This is a genomic window from Pseudomonas sp. FW305-3-2-15-E-TSA4 (assembly GCF_058787295.1).
The window spans coordinates 77,563-95,721 of record NZ_JBYSZP010000007.1; the positions used below are offsets into that span (position 1 = coordinate 77,563).

Below are 18,159 nucleotides of genomic sequence, written 5' to 3' on the forward strand. Positions count from 1 at the left end.
AACTAACGTAATAGCACGAACCGGATTACTTTTCTTTGATCGCTGTGCTGTCTGTCACTTCGAAACGCAACACGCCGATCACCTGACCATCTTCAGTCAGCACCCGCACCTGCCACTTGCCCGCCGGGTTGCCGGGGAAGTTCTGCTTGTGCGTCCACGCCCGGTAACCCTCCTTACGCCCGCCGTGGATATCGAGAGCGATGCGGTCGACCTCTTTGCCGTCGAACTGCCACACGTGGTAGATCCGCTCATCCAGCCCGCGCGGCGCGTTGATTGCGGTGTAGGCGTAGAGACCGCCGTTGCGGATCTGCTCGGCGCTGACCTGTTCGAGGCTGTCGCCCGGGGTGCGATCCTGCAACTGGGTGCTGATCGCCACGTCGGTCATCCACAGCGTCGCCGGCGGCACCCACGAGCGCAGCGTCCAGCCGACCGCGCCAATGCCGAAGGTGATGCACAGAATGGCCAACGCGTTGCGCACGGTGCGGATCGGGAAGATCGACGCCAGACTCGGGAACGACAACACCACCGCCGTGCCCAGCGCCCATTTGAAACTCTGCGCGGTGGTCAGGTGCATGATCACCGGCAGCGCGGTGAGCAGGGCGGCGAACAGGGTCAGGGTGTGCAACGCGAGAAAAGCCCAGCGCCGTGGCGCCAGCCATTTGTAATAGAGCGGATCGACAATCGAGATCAGCGCGGCGATGCACAGCAGGCCGGTGAAGATCAGTTGACCGCTGTTCCAGGTGGTGGTGATGAAGAAGAACGGCAGGACGAAAAACAGGCTTTCCTGATGGATCATCTGCGTCGCGTAACGCAGCAGCGGCTGGGGGATCTCCCGCTTGAAGATGCGCGTGAACAGGCCGGTCAGGGTGTTTTCCAGCATCAGCCAGATCCAGCTCAGCAGCATGATGATGGTGATCCAGCTCGCCAGTCCCTGTTGGCGATCGACCAGAATGAAACTGCCGACCCCGGAGATGAAACCGCCAAGCGCAATCACCCCGGGATAGCGCTTCATCAGCTCGAGAATGCGCTGGATCAGGAGGGGGATTTTCTGCATGGTGGCGGTTCACGACTGGATAGGGAAAAACCTCGACAGAGTACCGTCCGCCGGGCAACGTGGCGAGGCTCCCGGTCAGTAAAATCAGCACGGATCCCTGTGGGAGCGGGCTTGCTCGCGAAGGGGCCGTGTCAGTCGACATCATTGCTGAATGACACACCGCATTCGCGAGCAAGCCCGCTCCCACAGGTTCAGTGTTTGGCTGGCTTACGACGGTGCAACCGCCAGCCAATCAGCACCAGCAAGACCACGCCCAGGCCACCGGCAATCAGCCACAACACTTCATCATCACTGAGCAACGGCTTCTCGATCCGCAGATATCCCGGCTGCAACAGCAATTCACGCATGGCCTTGTTCGCCGTCTCCAGCGTCACGCCTTGCAGCTCTCGGGCCGGGTTGGCAAAGCGCCCGTCCTCGTAATCACCCAGCGCGCTCCAGTAGTAATCCGCCATGGCACTGTTGCCCTGTACCGCCCAGGCCTGATGGGCGATGGCGGCTTGTTTGATCCGGGCGAAGGTGTCCGGGTCGAGGCCGTTTTTCAGCAGGTCGGCCTTGAGGTCTTCCAGCACCTGTTGGGCTTCGGCGAGGTCATCGCGATCCACGTCAGCGTTGAGGCTCATGAAGCCGACCCCGCCAAACACTTCGCGCTCGGCCCATGGCCCGTAGGACAGGCCGTGATTCAGGCGAATCTGCCGGTACAGCGCCCAGTCGAGGTAGTCCTTGAGGATGTCGAAGGTCTCGTCGTACTGATCGTCGAGCATCGGCTCCGGCACCAGCCAGTGCAACTTGGCGCTGTCGCCGATGAAGCCACGGGTGAGGGTGCGTTCATGGGCGGCGCTGGTGCGGATGTCCGGCAGCTCACGGTGCTCCGCCGGGTCCACCGCTTCGAGCGCGCCCCAGGTGCGTTCCAGATAGGCCGGCAGCAGTTTGTCGAGCTCACCGACGACGATCAGGGTCATGTTGTTCGGCGCGTACCAGGTCTTGCGCACCTTCTCCAGTTGCTTCTGGGTCAGGTGACCGACCTCGGCCCGTTGCGGGCATTTCAAGCCAAGCTCAACCGCCAGTTGATTGCTCGCGGTGTGGCCCAGATCCTGACGGTCGAGAAAGCGTTGCAGGCGGGTGTAGTGGCCGCCGTCCTCGCGCTCGACTACGCGCTTGGCAGCGTTGATCGCGTTGTCGTCGATGCGGGTCTGGGTCAAAAGGTCGAGCAACAGGTCGAGGACCTTGCGCTGATTCTTTGCCGGGGCTTCGATGACGAACGTGGTGTCGGCGTTGCTGGTGAACGCGTTCCACTCACCGCCCAGCGCCTGCATGCGCTCCTCGAGGCCGCCTTCGCCGGTGGCATCGACGCCGCTGAACAGCAGGTGCTCAAGCAGGTGCGGCAGCTCTTTTTCATCGCAGTCGAAATCGTCGAGACCGACGCCCACCACCAGACGAATCGCCACATGCCCGCGCTCGGTGCCGGGCTTGAGCAACAGCTGCAAACCGTTGGGCAGCGCGTAGCCTTCGACCTGAAAGCGATCAACGGCGAAGGCGGGCAGGGAACCGAGCAACAGACAGGCGAACAACAGGCAACGCATAACAGGCTTCCATACGGCTGATTTGGAGATCCGTGTCGTCAGTCAGGGCCCCATCGCTGGCAAGCCAGCTCCCACAAGGATTTGCGGCGCTCACAAAACCCTGTGGGAGCTGGCTTGCCAGCGATGGCGTCCGTGAAGCTGAACTCTGAGTTACTGACTGACCCCAGCCCCAGACGTTCAAGGCGAATGCGTAATGTCGGCAATATCATCCGCTTCCAGCGCCCCGGTATCCGCCGTTTCCAGCACCACGTAAGCACTGCTGCAAAACAGCGAATTCAAGCGCTTCATATCCGCAATCAGCTCCAGATGCAGCGAACTGGTTTCCAGACTCTGCACGATCTTACGTTGCAAACGGCTGACATGGGCATGGGCCAGACGCCGTTCCTGCGCGCGAAAGCGACGTTTCTCGCGCAACAGCTGACGGGCGCTCTCCTTGTCGCCGCTGAGGAACACTGACAGGCCCAGGCGCAGGTTGGCGATCAGTTGCTGATGCAGCCCGGCCAGGTCCTCCAGACCCTCTTCGGAAAACGACCGACGCTGCGAAGTCTTCTGCTGCTGCACTTTGCGCAGCATGCGTTCGATCAGGTCGCTGGCCAGTTTCAGGTTGATCGCCAGCTCGATGGTCTCAGCCCAGCGCCGACTGTCCTGTTCGCCGAGATCCTCGCGGGGCATTTGCGCCAGATACAGCTTGATCGCGCTGTACAGCGCTTCGACGTCATCGGTCAGTCGGCGCATTTCCTGGGTAATGGCGGTCTGCTTGCCGCGCAGCACATCGAGCATCGCGTCGAGCATGTTGTCGATCAGGTCGCCCATGCGCAGGGTCTCGCGGGCGGCGTTGGCCAACGCCAGGCTCGGGGTGACCAGCGCCGTCGCATCGAGATGCCGCGGCTTGGCGGTGCCGTTGACCTCCGGGCGCTCCGGCAGCAGCCAGGCACACAGCCGTGCCATCGGCGAAACACTGGGCAGCAGGATCAGGCAGCGCGCGGTGTTGTAGAGCAAGTGGAAGCCGATGACCATTTCCTGCGGGCTGAAATCCAGGCCGTCCATCCAGTGCACCAGCGGGTCAAGCACCGGGATGATCAGCAGCAGGCCGATCAGTTTGTACAGCAGGCTGCCCAGCGCCACTTGCCGCCCGGCCGCGTTCTGCATGCTGGTGCTCATGAACGCCAGCACGCCGCTGCCGATGTTGGCGCCGATCACCAGACCGATCGCCACCGGCAGGCTGATCACGCTGGCACCGGCCAGCGTCGCGGTCAGGAGCACGGCGGCGAGGCTGGAATAGGAAATCATCGCGAACAACGCACCAACCAGGGCGTCGAGGAGGATGTCGCCGGTCAGCGAAGCAAAGATCACCTTCACCCCTTGGGCGTGGGTAATCGGTGCGGCGGCCTCCACGATCAGTTGCAGCGCGAGAATGATCAGCCCCAGACCGATGCTGACCCGGCCCATCTGCCCGAGCCGCGTCTGTTTGCGCGACAGAAAGAAAATCACCCCGAGGAAAATCAGCAGCGGCGACAGCCACGACAGGTCGAACGTCAGCACCCGCGCCATCAGCGCGGTACCGACGTCGGCGCCAAGCATGGTCGCCAGCGCCGGGGTCAGCGCCATCAAGCCCTGACCAACGAAGGAGGTGACGAGCATGGCCGTGGCGTTGCTGCTCTGCACCATCGCAGTCACGACGATGCCGGCGACGAACGCGAGCCAGCGTTTGGACATGTTCTGGCCGATCACATGGCGCAGATTGGTGCCGTACACCCGCAGGATGCCGGTTCGGACGATGTGCGTGCCCCAGATCAGCAGGGCCACTGCAGAAAGCAGATTGAGCAGGGTGAGCATGCAGACCCCCTGTAGTAGCAGCGCCCCAGAGGGGCAAGTTGACGGTACCGCGCGGTTTCTACGTTTTGATACTTAAGCTGTAGTTGGCTAACGGACTGGGCGCCAGCATTGCACAGCTAAAGTGCGGATTGAAACAAAAGTGTCATGAAAATGGCCTTATCCACCTGACTTGAAAACCCCGATTTCCCTGTGGGAGCGGGCTTGCTCGCGAAAGCGGTGGGCCAGTCAACATTTCTATCGACTGATACGACGCCTTCGCGAGCAAGCCCGCTCCCACAGGTTTTTGTGTCAGAGCTTGAGGGGATTAAACGCAGCGAACTGGCGGTGAACCGGGTGCTGCACAACCTCGTCCCCCCGCCTGAATGCAGAAACAACTGTGGGAGCGAGCCTGCTCGCGAAAGCGCTGGGTCAGCCAACATTGTTGTCGACTGACACTCCGTCTTCGCGAGCAGGCTCGCTCCCACAGGGGTGTTGCGTGATTCAGGACTACCGGGTTATTGCCCCGGAACATCCTTGCGCAGTTTCACCGGATCCTGCTGCTGTTTCTTCCGGGCCATCGCGCCGCGCAGTTTGATGTTGATCGCTTCCACCGCCAGCGAGAACGCCATGGCGAAGTAGACGTAGCCTTTCGGCACATGCACGTCGAACGACTCGGCGATCAGTACGGTACCGACCACCAGCAGGAACGACAGCGCCAGCATCTTCAGCGACGGGTGCTTGTCGATGAACTCGCTGATCTTGCCCGAGGCCGCCATCATCACCAGCACGGCGACGACGATTGCCGCGACCATCACCGGCACATGGGAGACCATGCCGACGGCAGTGATTACCGAGTCCAGCGAGAACACGATGTCGATGATCGCGATCTGAATGATCGTGTAAAGGAAGTTGCCGCCCTTGCCCGAAGGCTCGTCGCCTGTTTCGTCTTCGCCTTCCAGCGCGTGGTACATCTCCTGCGAGCTCTTCCACAGCAGGAACAGGCCACCGAAGAACAGGATCAGGTCGCGCCCGGAAATACCCTGGCCGAACACCACGAACAGGTCGGCGGTGAGGCGCATGACCCAGGTGATCGACAGCAGCAACAGGATCCGCGTGATCATCGCCAGGCCCAGGCCGAAGATCCGCGTGCGTTGCTGCATGTGCTTGGGCATGCGGCTGACCAGGATCGAAATCATGATGATGTTATCGATGCCCAGAACGATTTCCAGGGCGGTCAGGGTAAAGAAGGCAACCCAGATTTCGGGGTTGGTCAGCCAATCCATGTGTATTCCTTTGAGCGAGTGTTAAACCATGACGCCAGCAAGCAGCTGGCGTCATGGTGAGTGAATGCCGTTACAACGTGCTGAACAGCGGGAACGTCCCCAGCAGCAAGGCGGCCACCAGTATGCACAGGCAGACCAGCACTGCCCACTTCAGGGTGAAACGCTGGTGGTCACCGAACTCGATACCGGCCAGCGCCACCAGCAGGTACGTCGACGGCACCAGCGGGCTGAGCAAGTGGACGGGCTGACCGACGATCGAGGCACGGGCCATTTCCACTGCGGTGATGCCGTAATGGCTGGCCGCTTCGGAGAGCACCGGCAACACGCCGTAGTAGAACGCGTCGTTCGACATGAAGAATGTGAACGGCATGCTCACCAGCGCCGTGATCACCGCCAGGTACGGGCCGAGGAAATCCGGAATCACTGCCAGCAGACTTTTCGACATGGCGTCGACCATGCCGGTTCCGGACAGGATACCGGTGAAGATACCCGCAGCGAAAATCAGACTGACCACCGACAGCACGCTGCCGGCATGGGCCGCAACGCGGTCCTTCTGCATTTGCAGGCATGGGTAGTTGACGATCATCGCGATACTGAACGCCACCATGAACAACACCGGCAGCGGCAGCAGGCCGGCGATCAGGGTGCACATCAGCGCCAGGGTCAGCAGGCCGTTGAACCAGATCAGCTTCGGACGGCGGGCATCGGGGAACTGCGACACGCTGATTTCACTGTGATCAATCTCGTCGCCGATCAGGTGCAGCTCACCCAGACGCGCACGCTCACGTTTGCCGTAGAAGTAGGCAATGATCAGGATCGCCACCACACCGGCGGCCATGGCCGGGATCATCGGTACGAAGATGTCCGACGGGTCGACATGCAGCGCACTGGCGGCACGGGCGGTCGGGCCGCCCCACGGGGTCATGTTCATCACGCCACCGGCGAGGATGATCAGACCGGCCATGATCCGCGGGCTCATGCCGATGCGGCTGTACAGCGGCAGCATGGCGGCCACGCAGATCATGTAAGTGGTCGCGCCGTCTCCATCAAGGGAAACGACGAGCGCCAGCACGGCGGTACCGACCGAAACTTTCAGCGGGTCGCCCTTGACCAGTTTGAGGATCTTGCGCACGGCCGGGTCGAACAGGCCGGAGTCGATCATCAGGGCGAAGTACAGAATGGCGAACATCAGCATCACGCCGGTCGGCGCAAGCTTGGTAATGCCTTCGAGCATCATCGGGCCGATCTTCGGCGCGAAACCACCGAACAGGGCGAACAGGATCGGGATGATGATCAGGGCGATCAGCGCAGACAGGCGCTTGGTCATGATCAGGAACATGAACGTGATGACCATGGCGAAGCCAAGGAAAGTCAGCATGGGATTACTCCAGGCGTAGCGCGGCTAATTGAGTGAGCGGATCGGAAGGGATCAGCGCAGAACGGGAAGCACGAGACGTACGGGCGGAGTTTCAGCGAGAAGGCGGGCTACAGAGGACATCAGAATCACCATTGTTGTTGTTAATTGGGCCTGACATGCGAGCGATCACACGCGTTGGCCAACCGGTCTGTTGCCGGTAGTGGCGGCGATCCTAATCGGGCAACCTTTCAGCTACCTTTCGCTGACGAAAGCTTCAGGCGAATGGCCAACCGGCTGTCGGATGCGGCTAGAGTCAATCATTTCGGGGACGGGAGGGCACGGACATGGAAGAAGTGCACAGTGGTGGCTGCCACTGCGGACAGATTCGCTATCAGTTCAGCGGGCCGTTGCACGACATTGCCCACTGCCACTGCTCGATCTGCCGCAAAGTCAGCGGTGGGATTGTCACCACGTGGATTACCGTGGCGGCGGCCAGCTTCCAGTGGCTGAGCGGCACGCCATCGCGCTATGACTCGTCGAGCAGTTGCGCGCGGTATTTCTGTTCGCACTGTGGCGCGCAACTGGCGCTGGCGACATTGCTCAGCCCTGAGAGCATTGATGTGACCATCGCCACGCTGGATCACCCGGAGCGGGCGCCGGCCGAGCGGCATATCTGGACCGACAGCCAATTGCCCTGGCTGCATCTGGACGAGCATCTGCCGGGCGAGCCTGAAGAAACGCTTTGATCAGAAAATAGACAGATCCAGCGGACGTATCGCGCCCATCCAGATCGCATGCTCGGTGTGATCGAGCAAGTCATCGCCAGTGTCGGGGTGCAAAAACACCACCAGCCCCTTGCGATTGAGCGCCAGCCACGGCAACACCTCACCGATCAGCTCCGGGCCGAAAGCCAACTGGCAGCTCCAGTCTGGATGCGGGCCGACCGGGCGCTCATGGACGCGCCCCATCTTCAGAGGAAACAACTGCGCCGCCTGTTCACACAAAGCGCGCGCCTGATCAATTGAGTCAGCGTCGAAATAGACGTGGGCGTGATAGCCATTGATTGCGTGCATCTGAAAGCCTCTGAATCGGTTCGAACCCTCGGCGCAGGCTGCGTGTCACACGCCATACGAGGGACAACAAAAAGGAATCAGCCATGAAAAATGCCGAAACCCCGACGGTGAAAGTGGTGCTCTATGGTGCCATGGCCAGCCTGGGCGGTGCGTTGATGGCTGAATTGCTGCGACGGCAGCACGAAGTCATCGCGATTCTCGACGATTTGAACGTACTCGCACCACGTCCGGGCCTGCGCACCAAAAGCGGCGATCTGTTCGATGCCGAGCGGGTCAAGCAGAGCGTAGCGGGCAGCTCGGCAGTGATCTGCTTGTTGGACGCACCGGGTCTGCCGTTCAACAGCGACCATGTGGAAAGGTCCGTGGTGCTCGGCCCGGTGGAACAGGTTTTAGCGGTCGATGCGCTAGTCGACGGCTTGCAAGCGGCCAACGTGTCACGGTTGTTTCTGGTGGGGAATTTTGCCGTGCTCGACGAGCCAGATCTGGACGACGGGCTGCAACGCCACGCCGCCGAAGAAATCCGCGAAGCCCTGCAAAGCAGCCCATTGCAGTGGACACTGGTGAATGCGCCGCACGGGGTGGCGGGGCTGACCATTGAGCATTTCAGTCAGGTGGGCGGCAATCTTGAGCCGGGGCTGGCGGAGCCGCTGGAACGGCTGAACCGGGTCGCGGTGGGGATTGCCGATGAGCTGCGGCTGAACCTGCATGTGGGGCAGCATGTGAATTTTGTCGCGACGTCGGGTACGTAAAAGATCGCAGCCTGCGGCAGCTCCTACAGGGAGTTGTTTTTGATGTTCAAACCGCAATCGACGGCAATGCCACTCCGGCGAGGGACTCGGCACTGCTCGCCTGCTCGGCCATCAACCAGTCGACAAACTGTTGAATCAACGCCCCCCGGCGTTTGCGTTGCGGCAACACCACGTAATAACCCAGGCGCGACAACGTGGTCTCGGCGACAGGCCGACAGAGCAAGCCCTGGGTCAGCAAGTTATCCACAAGGTGCCGCCAGCCGATGGCCACACCCTGGCCGCCAATCGCCGCTTGAATCAGCAGCGTGTAATTGTCGAAACGCAATTGCCCCGGCGCCGGCGGCGTGTTGATGCCCAGTTCGCGAAACAGACCGCTCCAGTCAAACCAGTTGCTGCTGTTTTCCCCGCGCAAGTGCAGCAATGGAAACTCCAGCAACGTCTGAGCAGGCAAGGGCAGGGTGCGGCCCTTGAGCAGTTGCGGGCTGCACACTGGAAACACTTCTTCGCTGAACAGCCAATGGCTCTCGCCCTGTTTAAATCGGCCGTCACCAAACAGCACCGCCACGTCGATGTCGGTGCGTAGCATGTTGTGGTTGCGCTCGCTGGTGACCAGGCTGACATCGACGTTCGGGTTGGCTTCATGAAAGCGGTGCAGGCGCGGCATCAGCCAGTAGGCGGCGAAAGCGAAATCGGTGGCGACTTGCAATACTTCATGTTGCTGTTGCGTACTGATCGCGCTCAACCCTGCGTCGATATGCTGCAAACCGAGCTTAATCTGCTCGAAAAGAATCGCCCCGCCCTCGGTCAGTTCAATGCCGCGGTATATCCGGTCAAACAACCGCGCGCCCAGCTGTTCTTCCAGACGCTTGATCTGCTGGCTGATCGCCGGCTGCGTAGTGCCCAGCTCCACCGCGGCGGCGGTAAAACTGCGATGGCGTGCAGCCGCTTCGAAGGCGCGTAACAGGTCGAGAGATAAGTTGCCGAGGGCGTCATACATAAGCTGTGCTTATCCTAGTCATTGTCCGGCGCAGGCTTTACCGGACGGGGCATGGACTCCATGCTCGATCGCAGCAATGTCGCATAAATATTCACTATGGAATGCCGCGATCACATGAAGCGCAAGAACATTCTTTTCATCATGGCCGATCAAATGGCCGCGCCAATGTTGCCAATCTACGGCCCGTCGCCAATCAAACTGCCGAATCTTTCGCGCCTCGCCGCTCAGGGCGTGGTGTTCGATGCCGCTTACTGCAACAGTCCGCTGTGCGCGCCGTCGCGTTTCACTCTGGTCAGCGGCCAGTTACCGAGCAAGATCGGCGCCTACGACAACGCCGCCGATTTCCCTGCCGATATTCCGACCTACGCCCACTACCTGCGTCGCCTCGGTTACCGCACCGCGCTGTCGGGCAAGATGCATTTCTGCGGCCCGGATCAGTTGCACGGTTATGAAGAGCGCCTGACCAGCGACATCTACCCGGCCGACTACGGCTGGGCGGTGAACTGGGACGAGCCGGACGTGCGCCCGAGCTGGTATCACAACATGTCGTCGGTGCTGCAGGCCGGGCCGTGCGTGCGCACCAACCAGCTCGACTTCGATGAAGAGGTGGTGTTCAAGGCCCAGCAATACCTGTTCGATCACATTCGCGAGGACGGCGATCAGCCGTTCTGCCTGACCGTTTCGATGACTCACCCACACGACCCGTACACGATTCCCAAGGCATTTTGGGATTTGTACGACGATAGCGACATCCCGTTGCCGACAACCCCCGATCAACACTCCCTCGATCCGCACTCACAACGCCTGCTCAAGGTCTACGACCTGTGGGACAAGCCGCTGCCTGTGGATAAGATCCGCGATGCACGGCATGCCTACTTCGGTGCTTGCAGCTATATCGACGCCAACGTTGGCAAACTTCTGCAAACCCTCGAAGAAACCGGGCTGATCGATGACACCATCATCGTGTTCTCCGGCGACCACGGTGACATGCTCGGCGAGAAAGGCCTCTGGTACAAAATGCACTGGTTCGAGATGGCTGCACGGGTGCCGCTGCTGATCAGTGCGCCGGGGCAGTTCGCTACTGGCCGGGTTAGCGCGGCAGTGTCCACCGCCGACCTGTTGCCGACCTTCGTTGAACTGGCCGGCGGCAGCCTGGAGCCGAACTTGCCGCTGGACGGCCGCTCGCTGCTGACGCACCTGCAAGGGCAGGGCGGGCACGACGAAGTGTTCGGCGAGTACATGGCAGAGGGCACGGTCAGCCCGCTGATGATGATCCGTCGCGGCGCCTACAAATTTATCTACAGTGAAAGCGACCCGTGCCTACTCTTCGACGTGCACAACGACCCGCGTGAACTCGAAGAACTCAGCCAGTCGCCGCAACATCGCCAGCTGTTCGACGATTTTATCGCCGAAGCGCGGGCCAAGTGGGACATCCCGGCGATTCACCGCGAGGTGCTCGCCAGCCAGCGTCGCCGTCGTTTTGTCGCCGATGCCCTGACCATCGGCAAGCTGAAGAGCTGGGATCACCAGCCGCTGGTGGATGCCAGTCAGCAATACATGCGCAACCACATCGACCTCGACGATCTGGAACGCAAGGCCCGTTATCCACAACCCTGCCAAAACCAATAATGTAAGGGGAAGTCCATGCGCAAGTTATCCACAGCACTGACGATTGGCCTGCTGGCTCTGGCCAGCGCCTCGGCATTTGCCGAGCAAAGCTGCGAAACGGTGAAAATGGCCGACCCGGGCTGGAGCGACATCGCCGCGACCAACGCCATCACCGGGTTTCTGCTGGACGGCATGGGCTACAAGGCCAAGGTCGACACCCTCGCGGTGCCGATCACCTTCGGCGGTTTGAAGGACGGTCAGGTGGATGTGTTCCTCGGCAACTGGATGCCGGCGCAGCAGGGCTTCTACGACAAGTTCGTCGCCACCGGTGACGTCACGCAATTGGCGAAGAATCTCGACGGCACCGAGTTCACCCTGGCCGTCCCGGATTATGTGTGGGATGCCGGTGTGCATGACTTTGCCGACCTGAACAAATACGCCGACAAGTTCGACAAGAAAATCTACGGCATCGGCTCCGGTGCGCCAGCGAACATCTCGCTGCAGGAAATCATCAAGAAAAACGACTTCGACCTCGGCCAGTGGAAGCTGATCGAATCCAGCGAACAGGCGATGCTCGCCGAAGTCTCGCGGGCAGTGAAGAAACAGAAATTCGTCACCTTCCTCGGCTGGACCCCACACCCGATGAACGTGCAGCTGAAGATGCATTACCTCAAGGGCGGCGAGAAGTATTTCGGCGACACCGGCAGCGTCTACACCCTGACCCGCAAAGGCTACGCCGAGGCCTGCCCGAACGTGGGCAAGTTGCTGACCAACCTGACGTTCACTCAGGACATGGAGAACAGCATCATGGCTGAGGTGGTGAACAAGAAAGTCAGCAATGCCGAGGCGGTGAAGGCATGGATCAAAGCCAATCCGGCGGTGCTGGACAAGTGGCTGGATGGGGTGAAGACCGTGGATGGCAAGGATGCGTTGCCTGCGGTGAAGGCCAAACTCTAACGCATTCTTGTGGCGAGGGAGCTCGCTCCCGCTGGAGTGCGCAGCGCTCCCAATCGGACTGACTGGGTTTTCGCAGACAAACCGAGTGGTCTGGTTTGCGACTGCTTCGCAGTCGAGCGGGAGCAAGCTCCCTCGCCACAGTGATTGGCGCGTCCTGATAACCTTGCATAAACCCACACACCGCGAGGACCCATGGCCCTGCCAAGTCGCCATTCACTCTTTCCCTTCCTGACCTGGCTGCCCCGGCAAACCCGCGCCAGCGTCGGCCGGGATCTGGTCGTTGGCCTGAGCGGTGCGATTCTCGCGTTGCCGCAGTCGATCGCCTACGCACTGATCGCCGGCCTGCCACCTGAATACGGCCTCTATGCGGCGATCATCCCGGTGCTGATCGCCTGCCTGTGGGGGTCGTCGTGGCATCTGATCTGCGGCCCGACTGCAGCAATTTCGATTGTGCTCTACGCCAGCGTCAGTCCTTTGGCCGTTCCCGCATCCCAGGACTACATCACGCTGATCCTGCTGCTGAGCTTCCTGGCGGGGATTTTCCAGTGGCTGCTCGGCCTGCTGCGCTTCGGTGCACTGGTGAATTTCGTCTCGCACTCGGTGGTGCTCGGCTTCACCCTCGGCGCGGCGGTGGTGATTGCCATCGGCCAGTTGCCGAATCTGCTGGGGCTGGATCTGCCGGCGAAAGCCACGGCGCTGGCCAGTCTGATGGACCTGCTGCAACAGCTGCGGGCTGTGGATAACCCATCACTGGTGTTGGGTGTGGCCACGGTGCTGGTCGGTTTTGTCCTCAGACAACTGCTGCCGCGCTGGCCGACTCTGTTGATAACGCTGGTGCTGGGCAGCGCAGTGGTGTGGTTATGGCCGGCGATGTTCGGCCACGTGCATCTGGTCAGCGCCTTTGTCGGACGCCTGCCACCGTTCAGTGCGCTGCCGCTGGATCTCGATCTGGTGCTGCGCTTGCTGCCGAGCGCGGTGGCGGTAGGCATGCTCGGTCTGGTCACTAGCCTGTCGATTGCCCGTTCGATTGCTGCACGTTCGCAGCAGTTGCTTGATGCCAACCAGGAAGTCCGCGCACAGGGCTTGTCGAATATTGTCGGGGCGTTCTTTTCCGGATCGCTCTCCGCCGGTTCGTTCACCCGCTCAGGCCTGAGTTACGAGGCGGGCGCCTGTTCGCCGCTGGCCGGGGTGTTTTCGGCGATCTGGGTCGCGCTGTTCGCGATTTTCGGCGCCGGGCTGATTTCACACATTCCGATTCCGGCGATGGCCGGGAGCATTCTACTGATCGCCTGGGGGCTGGTGGATCATCGCGGGATTCGTTCGTTGCTGCGGGTCAGCCGGGCCGAGTTCGTGGTCATGGCGCTGACCTGCCTCGCCACGCTGCTACTGGAACTGCAGACCGCGATCTATGCCGGGGTGCTGGCGTCGCTGTTCTTCTACCTCAAGCGCACTTCGCAACCGCGAGTGCAGCATTCGCGCGAAGGTGAGGAGGACGTGCTGCGGGTCGGCGGCTCGATCTTCTTCGGCGCCAGCCATTACCTGCAAGTGCGCCTGCAACGGCTGCACGGTACGCGGGTGGTGATCGAGGCGCAGCAGATCAACTTCATCGATTATTCGGGGGTGGAGATGCTGCATCAGGAGGCGCGGCGCCTGCTGCGTCAGGATCGCAGCCTGACCCTGCGCCGGGCGCGGCCGCAGGTGGTGGAGGAGTTGCGGAAGCTCGAAGGGCCGGAAAAGTGTCCAATCCGGTTTGAGGATTGATCCAGGATCGGCGGTGCGGCCATTCGCGAGCAAGCCCGCTCCCACATTTGATCGCATTCCAATGTGGGAGCGGGCTTGCTCGCGAAGCTTTTAAAGGGCCAACTGGCGGCGTAGTTCCGCCAGTACCGGCGCCGTATCCGGACGCACCCCGCGCCACAGGAAAAACGCCTCGGCCGCCTGTTCAGCCAGCATCCCCAGACCATCCATCGATACCGCCGCGCCATGCTCGCTGGCCCAACGGCAGAATGCGGTCGGCTCTTTGCCGTACATCATGTCGTAGCACAGGGTCTGGCCCGGCTCGATCAGGCTCGCGGCAATCGGCGGCACGTCGCCGGTGAGGCTGGCGGAAGTGGCGTTGATGATCACGTCCACCGGCTCCTGCAACCAGTCGAAACCACTGGCCGACACCGGCCCCAGATCACAGAACAGCTCGGCCAGCAGCTCGGCCTTGTCCACCGTGCGGTTGGCGATAATCACCGACGCCGGCTTCTCCGCCAGCAACGGCTCCAGCGCACCACGCACCGCGCCACCAGCGCCGAGCAGCAGAATGCGTTTGCCGGTCAGGCTGAAACCGGCATTCACCGTCAGGTCGCGCACCAGACCGGCGCCGTCGGTGTTGTCGCCGAGCAGCGAACCGTCGACCAGTTTGCTCAAGGTGTTCACCGCACCAGCGCGCTGCGCGCGAGCGGTCAGGCTGTTCGCCAGGCGATAGGCCTCTTCCTTGAACGGCACCGTGACGTTGGCGCCGCGACCGTCCTGGAAGAACGCCATGGCGCAGGCACTGAAGTCGTCAAGCGGCGCCAGCAGGGTGCTGTAGTCGAGGCGCTGACCGGTCTGCTCGGCGAACAGTTTGTGAATCATCGGCGACTTGCTGTGGCCGATCGGGTTACCGAAAACGACGTAACGATCCATCAGCAGTCCTCAGGCCTCGGCCAGCCAGTCGCGGTCTTGCAGGAAGTAGTCGGTCAGGCGCGCTTCTTCGCTGCCGGGTTCGGCCTTGAAGTCATAGGCCCAGCGCACTTGCGGCGGCAACGACATGAGGATCGACTCGGTACGCCCGCCCGATTGCAGGCCGAACAGGGTGCCTCGGTCGTAGACCAGGTTGAACTCGACGTAGCGGCCACGGCGGAATTCCTGGAATTCACGCTGTTTCGCAGTGAACACATCATTCTTGCGGCGCTGCACGATGGGCAGGTAAGCGTCGATGTAGGCATCACCGATGGCGCGCATGAAGGCGAAACTGGTGTCGAAGTCCCACTCGTTCAGGTCATCGAAAAACAGACCACCGATGCCACGCGGTTCATGGCGATGCTTGATGTGGAAATAGGTGTCGCACCAGGCCTTGTAACGCGGATAGACGTCCGCACCGAACGGCGCGCAGGCCTGCTCGGCGACGCGGTGCCAGTGGATGCAGTCTTCTTCATTGCCGTAATAGGGGGTCAGGTCGAAGCCGCCGCCGAACCACCAGACCGGCTCTTCACCTTCCTTCTCGGCGATGAAAAAGCGCACGTTGGCGTGGGACGTCGGCACATGCGGGTTGTGCGGGTGAATCACCAGCGACACGCCGAGGGCTTCGAAACCGCGACCGGCCAGTTCCGGGCGATGGGCGCTGGCCGACGGCGGCAGCCCGCTGCCGAACACGTGGGAAAAGTTGACGCCGCCCTTTTCGATCACCGTACCGTTTTCGATCACGCGGGTACGACCGCCACCACCGGCAGGCCGGGTCCAGGCGTCTTCGACGAAACGCGTGCCGCCGTCCTCGGTTTCCAGCGCGGCACAGATGCGGTCTTGCAAATCGAGCAGATAGGCCTTTACGGCGTCGGTGCGGGTCGTCATGGCTTCACCTTGAATCGGGCATAACTACGCGGGCGCCCCGCAGGCAGGGGGCGGCGCAAATGGGCGCGTAGCATAACACCGCAAACCTGCGCGCCGCAGTTGACGAAGATCAAGCAGGGGAGTTGGATAGGGGGCTTACAAACGACCCAAGGAGAGCAGGCAGATGGCAAAGCGTATCCAGTTCCGCGCCCACGGCGGTCCCGAAGTGCTCGAGTTTGTTGACTACGAACCCGCCGCGCCCGGCCCGAATCAGGTGCGGGTGGCGAACAAGGCGATCGGCCTGAACTTCATCGATACCTATTTCCGCAGCGGTCTGTATGCCCCGCCAGCCTTGCCGTCCGGGCTCGGCGCAGAAGGCGCCGGCATCGTCGATGCGGTGGGCAGCGACGTCACCCGGTTCAAGGTCGGTGATCGCGTGGCATATGGCAGCGGCCCGCTGGGTGCCTACAGCCAGTTGCACACCCTGCCCGAAGCCAATCTGGTGAAGCTGCCGGACGAAATCAGCTTCGAGACCGCAGCCGGGGTCATGCTCAAGGGCCTCACCGTGCAGTACCTGCTGCGCCAGACCTATGAACTCAAGGGTGGCGAAACCATTCTGTTCCACGCCGCTGCCGGGGGTGTCGGTTCATTGGCCTGCCAATGGGCCAAGGCACTGGGCGTCAAGCTGATCGGCACGGTCAGCTCGAAGGAAAAAGCCGAACTGGCCAAAGCCAACGGCGCTTGGGCAACCATCGATTACAGCCACGAAAACGTGGCACAGCGGGTGCTGGAGCTGACTGACGGCAAGAAAGTCCCGGTGGTGTACGACGGCGTCGGCAAAGACACCTGGCTGACCTCGCTCGACAGTGTGTCGCCGCGTGGGCTGGTGGTGAGTTTCGGCAACGCCTCCGGTGCGGTGGACGGGGTGAATCTGGGGATTCTTTCGGCCAAGGGCTCGCTGTACGTGACCCGCCCGACCCTGGCGACCTACGCCAACAACGCCGAGAACCTGCAGCGCATGGCCGACGAGCTGTTCGAGATGATCATCAGCGGCAAGCTCAAGGTGAGCATCAGCCAGCGCTATCCACTGGCTGATGCGGCGAAGGCGCAGACCGAATTGTCGGCCCGGCGTACCACCGGCTCGACCATCCTGCTGCCCTGACAAACCTTCGACGTCTTGCCAGTCAGGGTTGCGAACCCACGGCTGGCAAGTCAGTTCGAACGCGTTCAACACCTCGGCAGATGACACTCCAACGGTTTCTGCACCACGTGGCCAACCGCCGGATCAGGCGGTTGGACCGCCGCGAGAATTTGCCGCCACTCGGCTGACAGCACCCAGTAATCGCCGCGTGCGCGCTGGTCGATATGCAGGGCATTGGAAGCGATCGGCATCAGGCCGAAGCGCTGGTAGAAGCGCAGCTGTTGCGATCTGCACAACGCGGTTACCCCGTTATAACCGCGTTTAATGGCCCACTCGGTAGCGGCCGCCAGCAGACCGTTGACCGCAATGGGCAACTGATTGGGTGTGTACGACATCAATCGACTGAATTCGACATGGCGCGACAGCGCTACTGTGGGAGAAACGTGTTGCTGCGCCAGCGATACCCACTCGAACGGTGCCGGAGTCGCTCTCAATACCGCCAACAGTTGATCGTGCCGATACAGCAGGAAATGGGTACTGCGCGACTTTATCGCCAGTCTGGTTTCGAGCATCCGCGCCCGTGAAGTCAGCATGTAATGCTGCAACCGAAGCCGAAATTGCCGATCGATAAACCGGTCGAAGTCCTGAGTATCCGCCCCTGCCTCAAGCATCACGATGCGACAACCCTCATGGTGACTCTTCAACGTTACCTGAAGCGCCTGCAGGTAATCCGTGAGTTGCAAATTGGTAGTGTCCATTCTTTCTCCGCAGACCTTAACTTATCGAAGTGTTTCGAGTGCAGGGAAAGGATGGTTGCTTTTACCGATTCCGCCACGCCAGAAAGTCTGATAATCAAGTGGGAAAAGCCAATGAATCCGGGGACTTGGCGACTTTTCCGACAGGGAAACCGGCGTCATTGCAGGATAATTCGCAGGCAGGCGTAGTCTTCCTCGCCATCAAGGCGAGGAA

At 61.3% G+C, this 18,159-nt stretch carries 16 protein-coding genes; 6 read left to right on the forward strand and 10 right to left on the reverse strand.

Going from position 1 to position 18,159, the window contains the following annotated elements; all coding sequences use genetic code 11:
* Nucleotides 1–25 precede the first annotated feature (25 nt).
* The 5 genes from AC3WMV_RS11500 to AC3WMV_RS11520 form a co-directional block, all read right to left on the reverse strand.
* Nucleotides 26–1,054 carry a DUF5924 family protein gene (locus tag AC3WMV_RS11500; RefSeq protein ID WP_096797617.1) on the reverse strand — a complete coding sequence of 343 codons (1,029 nt, stop codon included), beginning with the start codon at nucleotides 1,052–1,054 and terminating at the stop codon, nucleotides 26–28.
* Between the two features lie 191 nt (nucleotides 1,055–1,245).
* Complete coding sequence (locus tag AC3WMV_RS11505; protein WP_027610256.1) at nucleotides 1,246–2,634, reverse strand: M16 family metallopeptidase; 1,389 nt, start codon at nucleotides 2,632–2,634, stop codon at nucleotides 1,246–1,248.
* A 177-nt stretch (nucleotides 2,635–2,811) separates the two neighbouring features.
* Entirely contained in the window at nucleotides 2,812–4,470 is a 1,659-nt protein-coding gene (locus tag AC3WMV_RS11510; protein ID WP_096797619.1) for a Na/Pi cotransporter family protein, read from the reverse strand.
* Nucleotides 4,471–4,964: 494 nt separating this feature from the next.
* The gene (locus AC3WMV_RS11515; RefSeq protein WP_003220266.1) at nucleotides 4,965–5,732 is read right to left on the reverse strand and encodes a TerC family protein; all 768 of its coding nucleotides are present in this window, start codon (nucleotides 5,730–5,732) and stop codon (nucleotides 4,965–4,967) included.
* Nucleotides 5,733–5,802: 70 nt separating this feature from the next.
* Nucleotides 5,803–7,110, reverse strand: coding sequence for a CitMHS family transporter (locus tag AC3WMV_RS11520; RefSeq protein WP_007954069.1), 1,308 nt, complete (start codon nucleotides 7,108–7,110; stop codon nucleotides 5,803–5,805).
* Between the two features lie 323 nt (nucleotides 7,111–7,433).
* On the opposite strand from AC3WMV_RS11520, the gene AC3WMV_RS11525 reads away from it, so the two are divergent.
* Nucleotides 7,434–7,835, forward strand: coding sequence for a GFA family protein (locus tag AC3WMV_RS11525; RefSeq protein ID WP_097090211.1), 402 nt, complete (start codon nucleotides 7,434–7,436; stop codon nucleotides 7,833–7,835).
* Here the strand turns inward: AC3WMV_RS11525 and AC3WMV_RS11530 are convergent, their stop codons facing one another.
* On the reverse strand, nucleotides 7,836–8,162 hold the full coding sequence (locus tag AC3WMV_RS11530) for a DOPA 4,5-dioxygenase family protein (RefSeq protein WP_096797621.1): 327 nt from the start codon (nucleotides 8,160–8,162) through the stop codon (nucleotides 7,836–7,838).
* Between the two features lie 83 nt (nucleotides 8,163–8,245).
* Between AC3WMV_RS11530 and AC3WMV_RS11535 the strand changes: the two genes are divergently transcribed.
* Nucleotides 8,246–8,911: an NAD(P)-dependent oxidoreductase gene (locus AC3WMV_RS11535; protein ID WP_096797622.1), complete on the forward strand. Its 666-nt coding sequence runs from the start codon at nucleotides 8,246–8,248 to the stop codon at nucleotides 8,909–8,911.
* Between the two features lie 46 nt (nucleotides 8,912–8,957).
* Here AC3WMV_RS11535 and AC3WMV_RS11540 read toward each other — a convergent pair whose 3' ends face one another.
* Nucleotides 8,958–9,908, reverse strand: a complete 951-nt coding sequence (locus AC3WMV_RS11540; protein ID WP_097090213.1) for a choline sulfate utilization transcriptional regulator — start codon at nucleotides 9,906–9,908, stop codon at nucleotides 8,958–8,960.
* A 114-nt stretch (nucleotides 9,909–10,022) separates the two neighbouring features.
* On the opposite strand from AC3WMV_RS11540, the gene betC reads away from it, so the two are divergent.
* The 3 genes from betC to AC3WMV_RS11555 all read left to right on the forward strand — a co-directional run bounded on the left by betC (nucleotide 10,023) and on the right by AC3WMV_RS11555 (nucleotide 14,234).
* Entirely contained in the window at nucleotides 10,023–11,537 is a 1,515-nt protein-coding gene (gene betC, locus AC3WMV_RS11545; protein ID WP_103367989.1) for a choline-sulfatase, read from the forward strand.
* Nucleotides 11,538–11,552: 15 nt separating this feature from the next.
* On the forward strand, nucleotides 11,553–12,473 hold the full coding sequence (choX, locus tag AC3WMV_RS11550; protein ID WP_103367988.1) for a choline ABC transporter substrate-binding protein: 921 nt from the start codon (nucleotides 11,553–11,555) through the stop codon (nucleotides 12,471–12,473).
* Nucleotides 12,474–12,665: 192 nt separating this feature from the next.
* A complete protein-coding gene (locus AC3WMV_RS11555; RefSeq protein WP_103367987.1) occupies nucleotides 12,666–14,234 on the forward strand; it encodes a SulP family inorganic anion transporter in 1,569 nt (522 codons plus the stop codon).
* 90 nt (nucleotides 14,235–14,324) lie between these two features.
* Here AC3WMV_RS11555 and aroE read toward each other — a convergent pair whose 3' ends face one another.
* A complete protein-coding gene (aroE, locus tag AC3WMV_RS11560) occupies nucleotides 14,325–15,146 on the reverse strand; it encodes a shikimate dehydrogenase (RefSeq protein ID WP_098966439.1) in 822 nt (273 codons plus the stop codon).
* Between the two features lie 9 nt (nucleotides 15,147–15,155).
* On the reverse strand, nucleotides 15,156–16,070 hold the full coding sequence (gene hemF / locus AC3WMV_RS11565; RefSeq protein WP_103367986.1) for an oxygen-dependent coproporphyrinogen oxidase: 915 nt from the start codon (nucleotides 16,068–16,070) through the stop codon (nucleotides 15,156–15,158).
* Nucleotides 16,071–16,233: 163 nt separating this feature from the next.
* Here hemF and AC3WMV_RS11570 point away from each other — a divergent pair, with 163 nt between their 5' ends.
* Nucleotides 16,234–17,211 (forward strand): quinone oxidoreductase family protein, encoded by a 978-nt coding sequence (locus tag AC3WMV_RS11570; RefSeq protein ID WP_027610268.1) that lies wholly within the window; start codon nucleotides 16,234–16,236, stop codon nucleotides 17,209–17,211.
* A 65-nt stretch (nucleotides 17,212–17,276) separates the two neighbouring features.
* On the opposite strand, the gene AC3WMV_RS11575 is transcribed toward AC3WMV_RS11570, so the two are convergent.
* Nucleotides 17,277–17,948: a GNAT family N-acetyltransferase gene (locus AC3WMV_RS11575; RefSeq protein WP_103367985.1), complete on the reverse strand. Its 672-nt coding sequence runs from the start codon at nucleotides 17,946–17,948 to the stop codon at nucleotides 17,277–17,279.
* Nucleotides 17,949–18,159: the final 211 nt, after the last annotated feature.

Coding starts and splice junctions, on each gene's coding strand:
- AC3WMV_RS11500 (WP_096797617.1), bottom strand. CDS start 1,054: ATGCAGAAAATCCCCCTCCTGATCCAGCGCATTCTCGAGCTGATGAAG.
- AC3WMV_RS11505 (WP_027610256.1), bottom strand. CDS start 2,634: ATGCGTTGCCTGTTGTTCGCCTGTCTGTTGCTCGGTTCCCTGCCCGCC.
- AC3WMV_RS11510 (WP_096797619.1), bottom strand. CDS start 4,470: ATGCTCACCCTGCTCAATCTGCTTTCTGCAGTGGCCCTGCTGATCTGG.
- AC3WMV_RS11515 (WP_003220266.1), bottom strand. CDS start 5,732: ATGGATTGGCTGACCAACCCCGAAATCTGGGTTGCCTTCTTTACCCTG.
- AC3WMV_RS11520 (WP_007954069.1), bottom strand. CDS start 7,110: ATGCTGACTTTCCTTGGCTTCGCCATGGTCATCACGTTCATGTTCCTG.
- AC3WMV_RS11525 (WP_097090211.1), top strand. CDS start 7,434: ATGGAAGAAGTGCACAGTGGTGGCTGCCACTGCGGACAGATTCGCTAT.
- AC3WMV_RS11530 (WP_096797621.1), bottom strand. CDS start 8,162: ATGCACGCAATCAATGGCTATCACGCCCACGTCTATTTCGACGCTGAC.
- AC3WMV_RS11535 (WP_096797622.1), top strand. CDS start 8,246: ATGAAAAATGCCGAAACCCCGACGGTGAAAGTGGTGCTCTATGGTGCC.
- AC3WMV_RS11540 (WP_097090213.1), bottom strand. CDS start 9,908: ATGTATGACGCCCTCGGCAACTTATCTCTCGACCTGTTACGCGCCTTC.
- betC (WP_103367989.1), top strand. CDS start 10,023: ATGAAGCGCAAGAACATTCTTTTCATCATGGCCGATCAAATGGCCGCG.
- choX (WP_103367988.1), top strand. CDS start 11,553: ATGCGCAAGTTATCCACAGCACTGACGATTGGCCTGCTGGCTCTGGCC.
- AC3WMV_RS11555 (WP_103367987.1), top strand. CDS start 12,666: ATGGCCCTGCCAAGTCGCCATTCACTCTTTCCCTTCCTGACCTGGCTG.
- aroE (WP_098966439.1), bottom strand. CDS start 15,146: ATGGATCGTTACGTCGTTTTCGGTAACCCGATCGGCCACAGCAAGTCG.
- hemF (WP_103367986.1), bottom strand. CDS start 16,070: ATGACGACCCGCACCGACGCCGTAAAGGCCTATCTGCTCGATTTGCAA.
- AC3WMV_RS11570 (WP_027610268.1), top strand. CDS start 16,234: ATGGCAAAGCGTATCCAGTTCCGCGCCCACGGCGGTCCCGAAGTGCTC.
- AC3WMV_RS11575 (WP_103367985.1), bottom strand. CDS start 17,948: ATGGACACTACCAATTTGCAACTCACGGATTACCTGCAGGCGCTTCAG.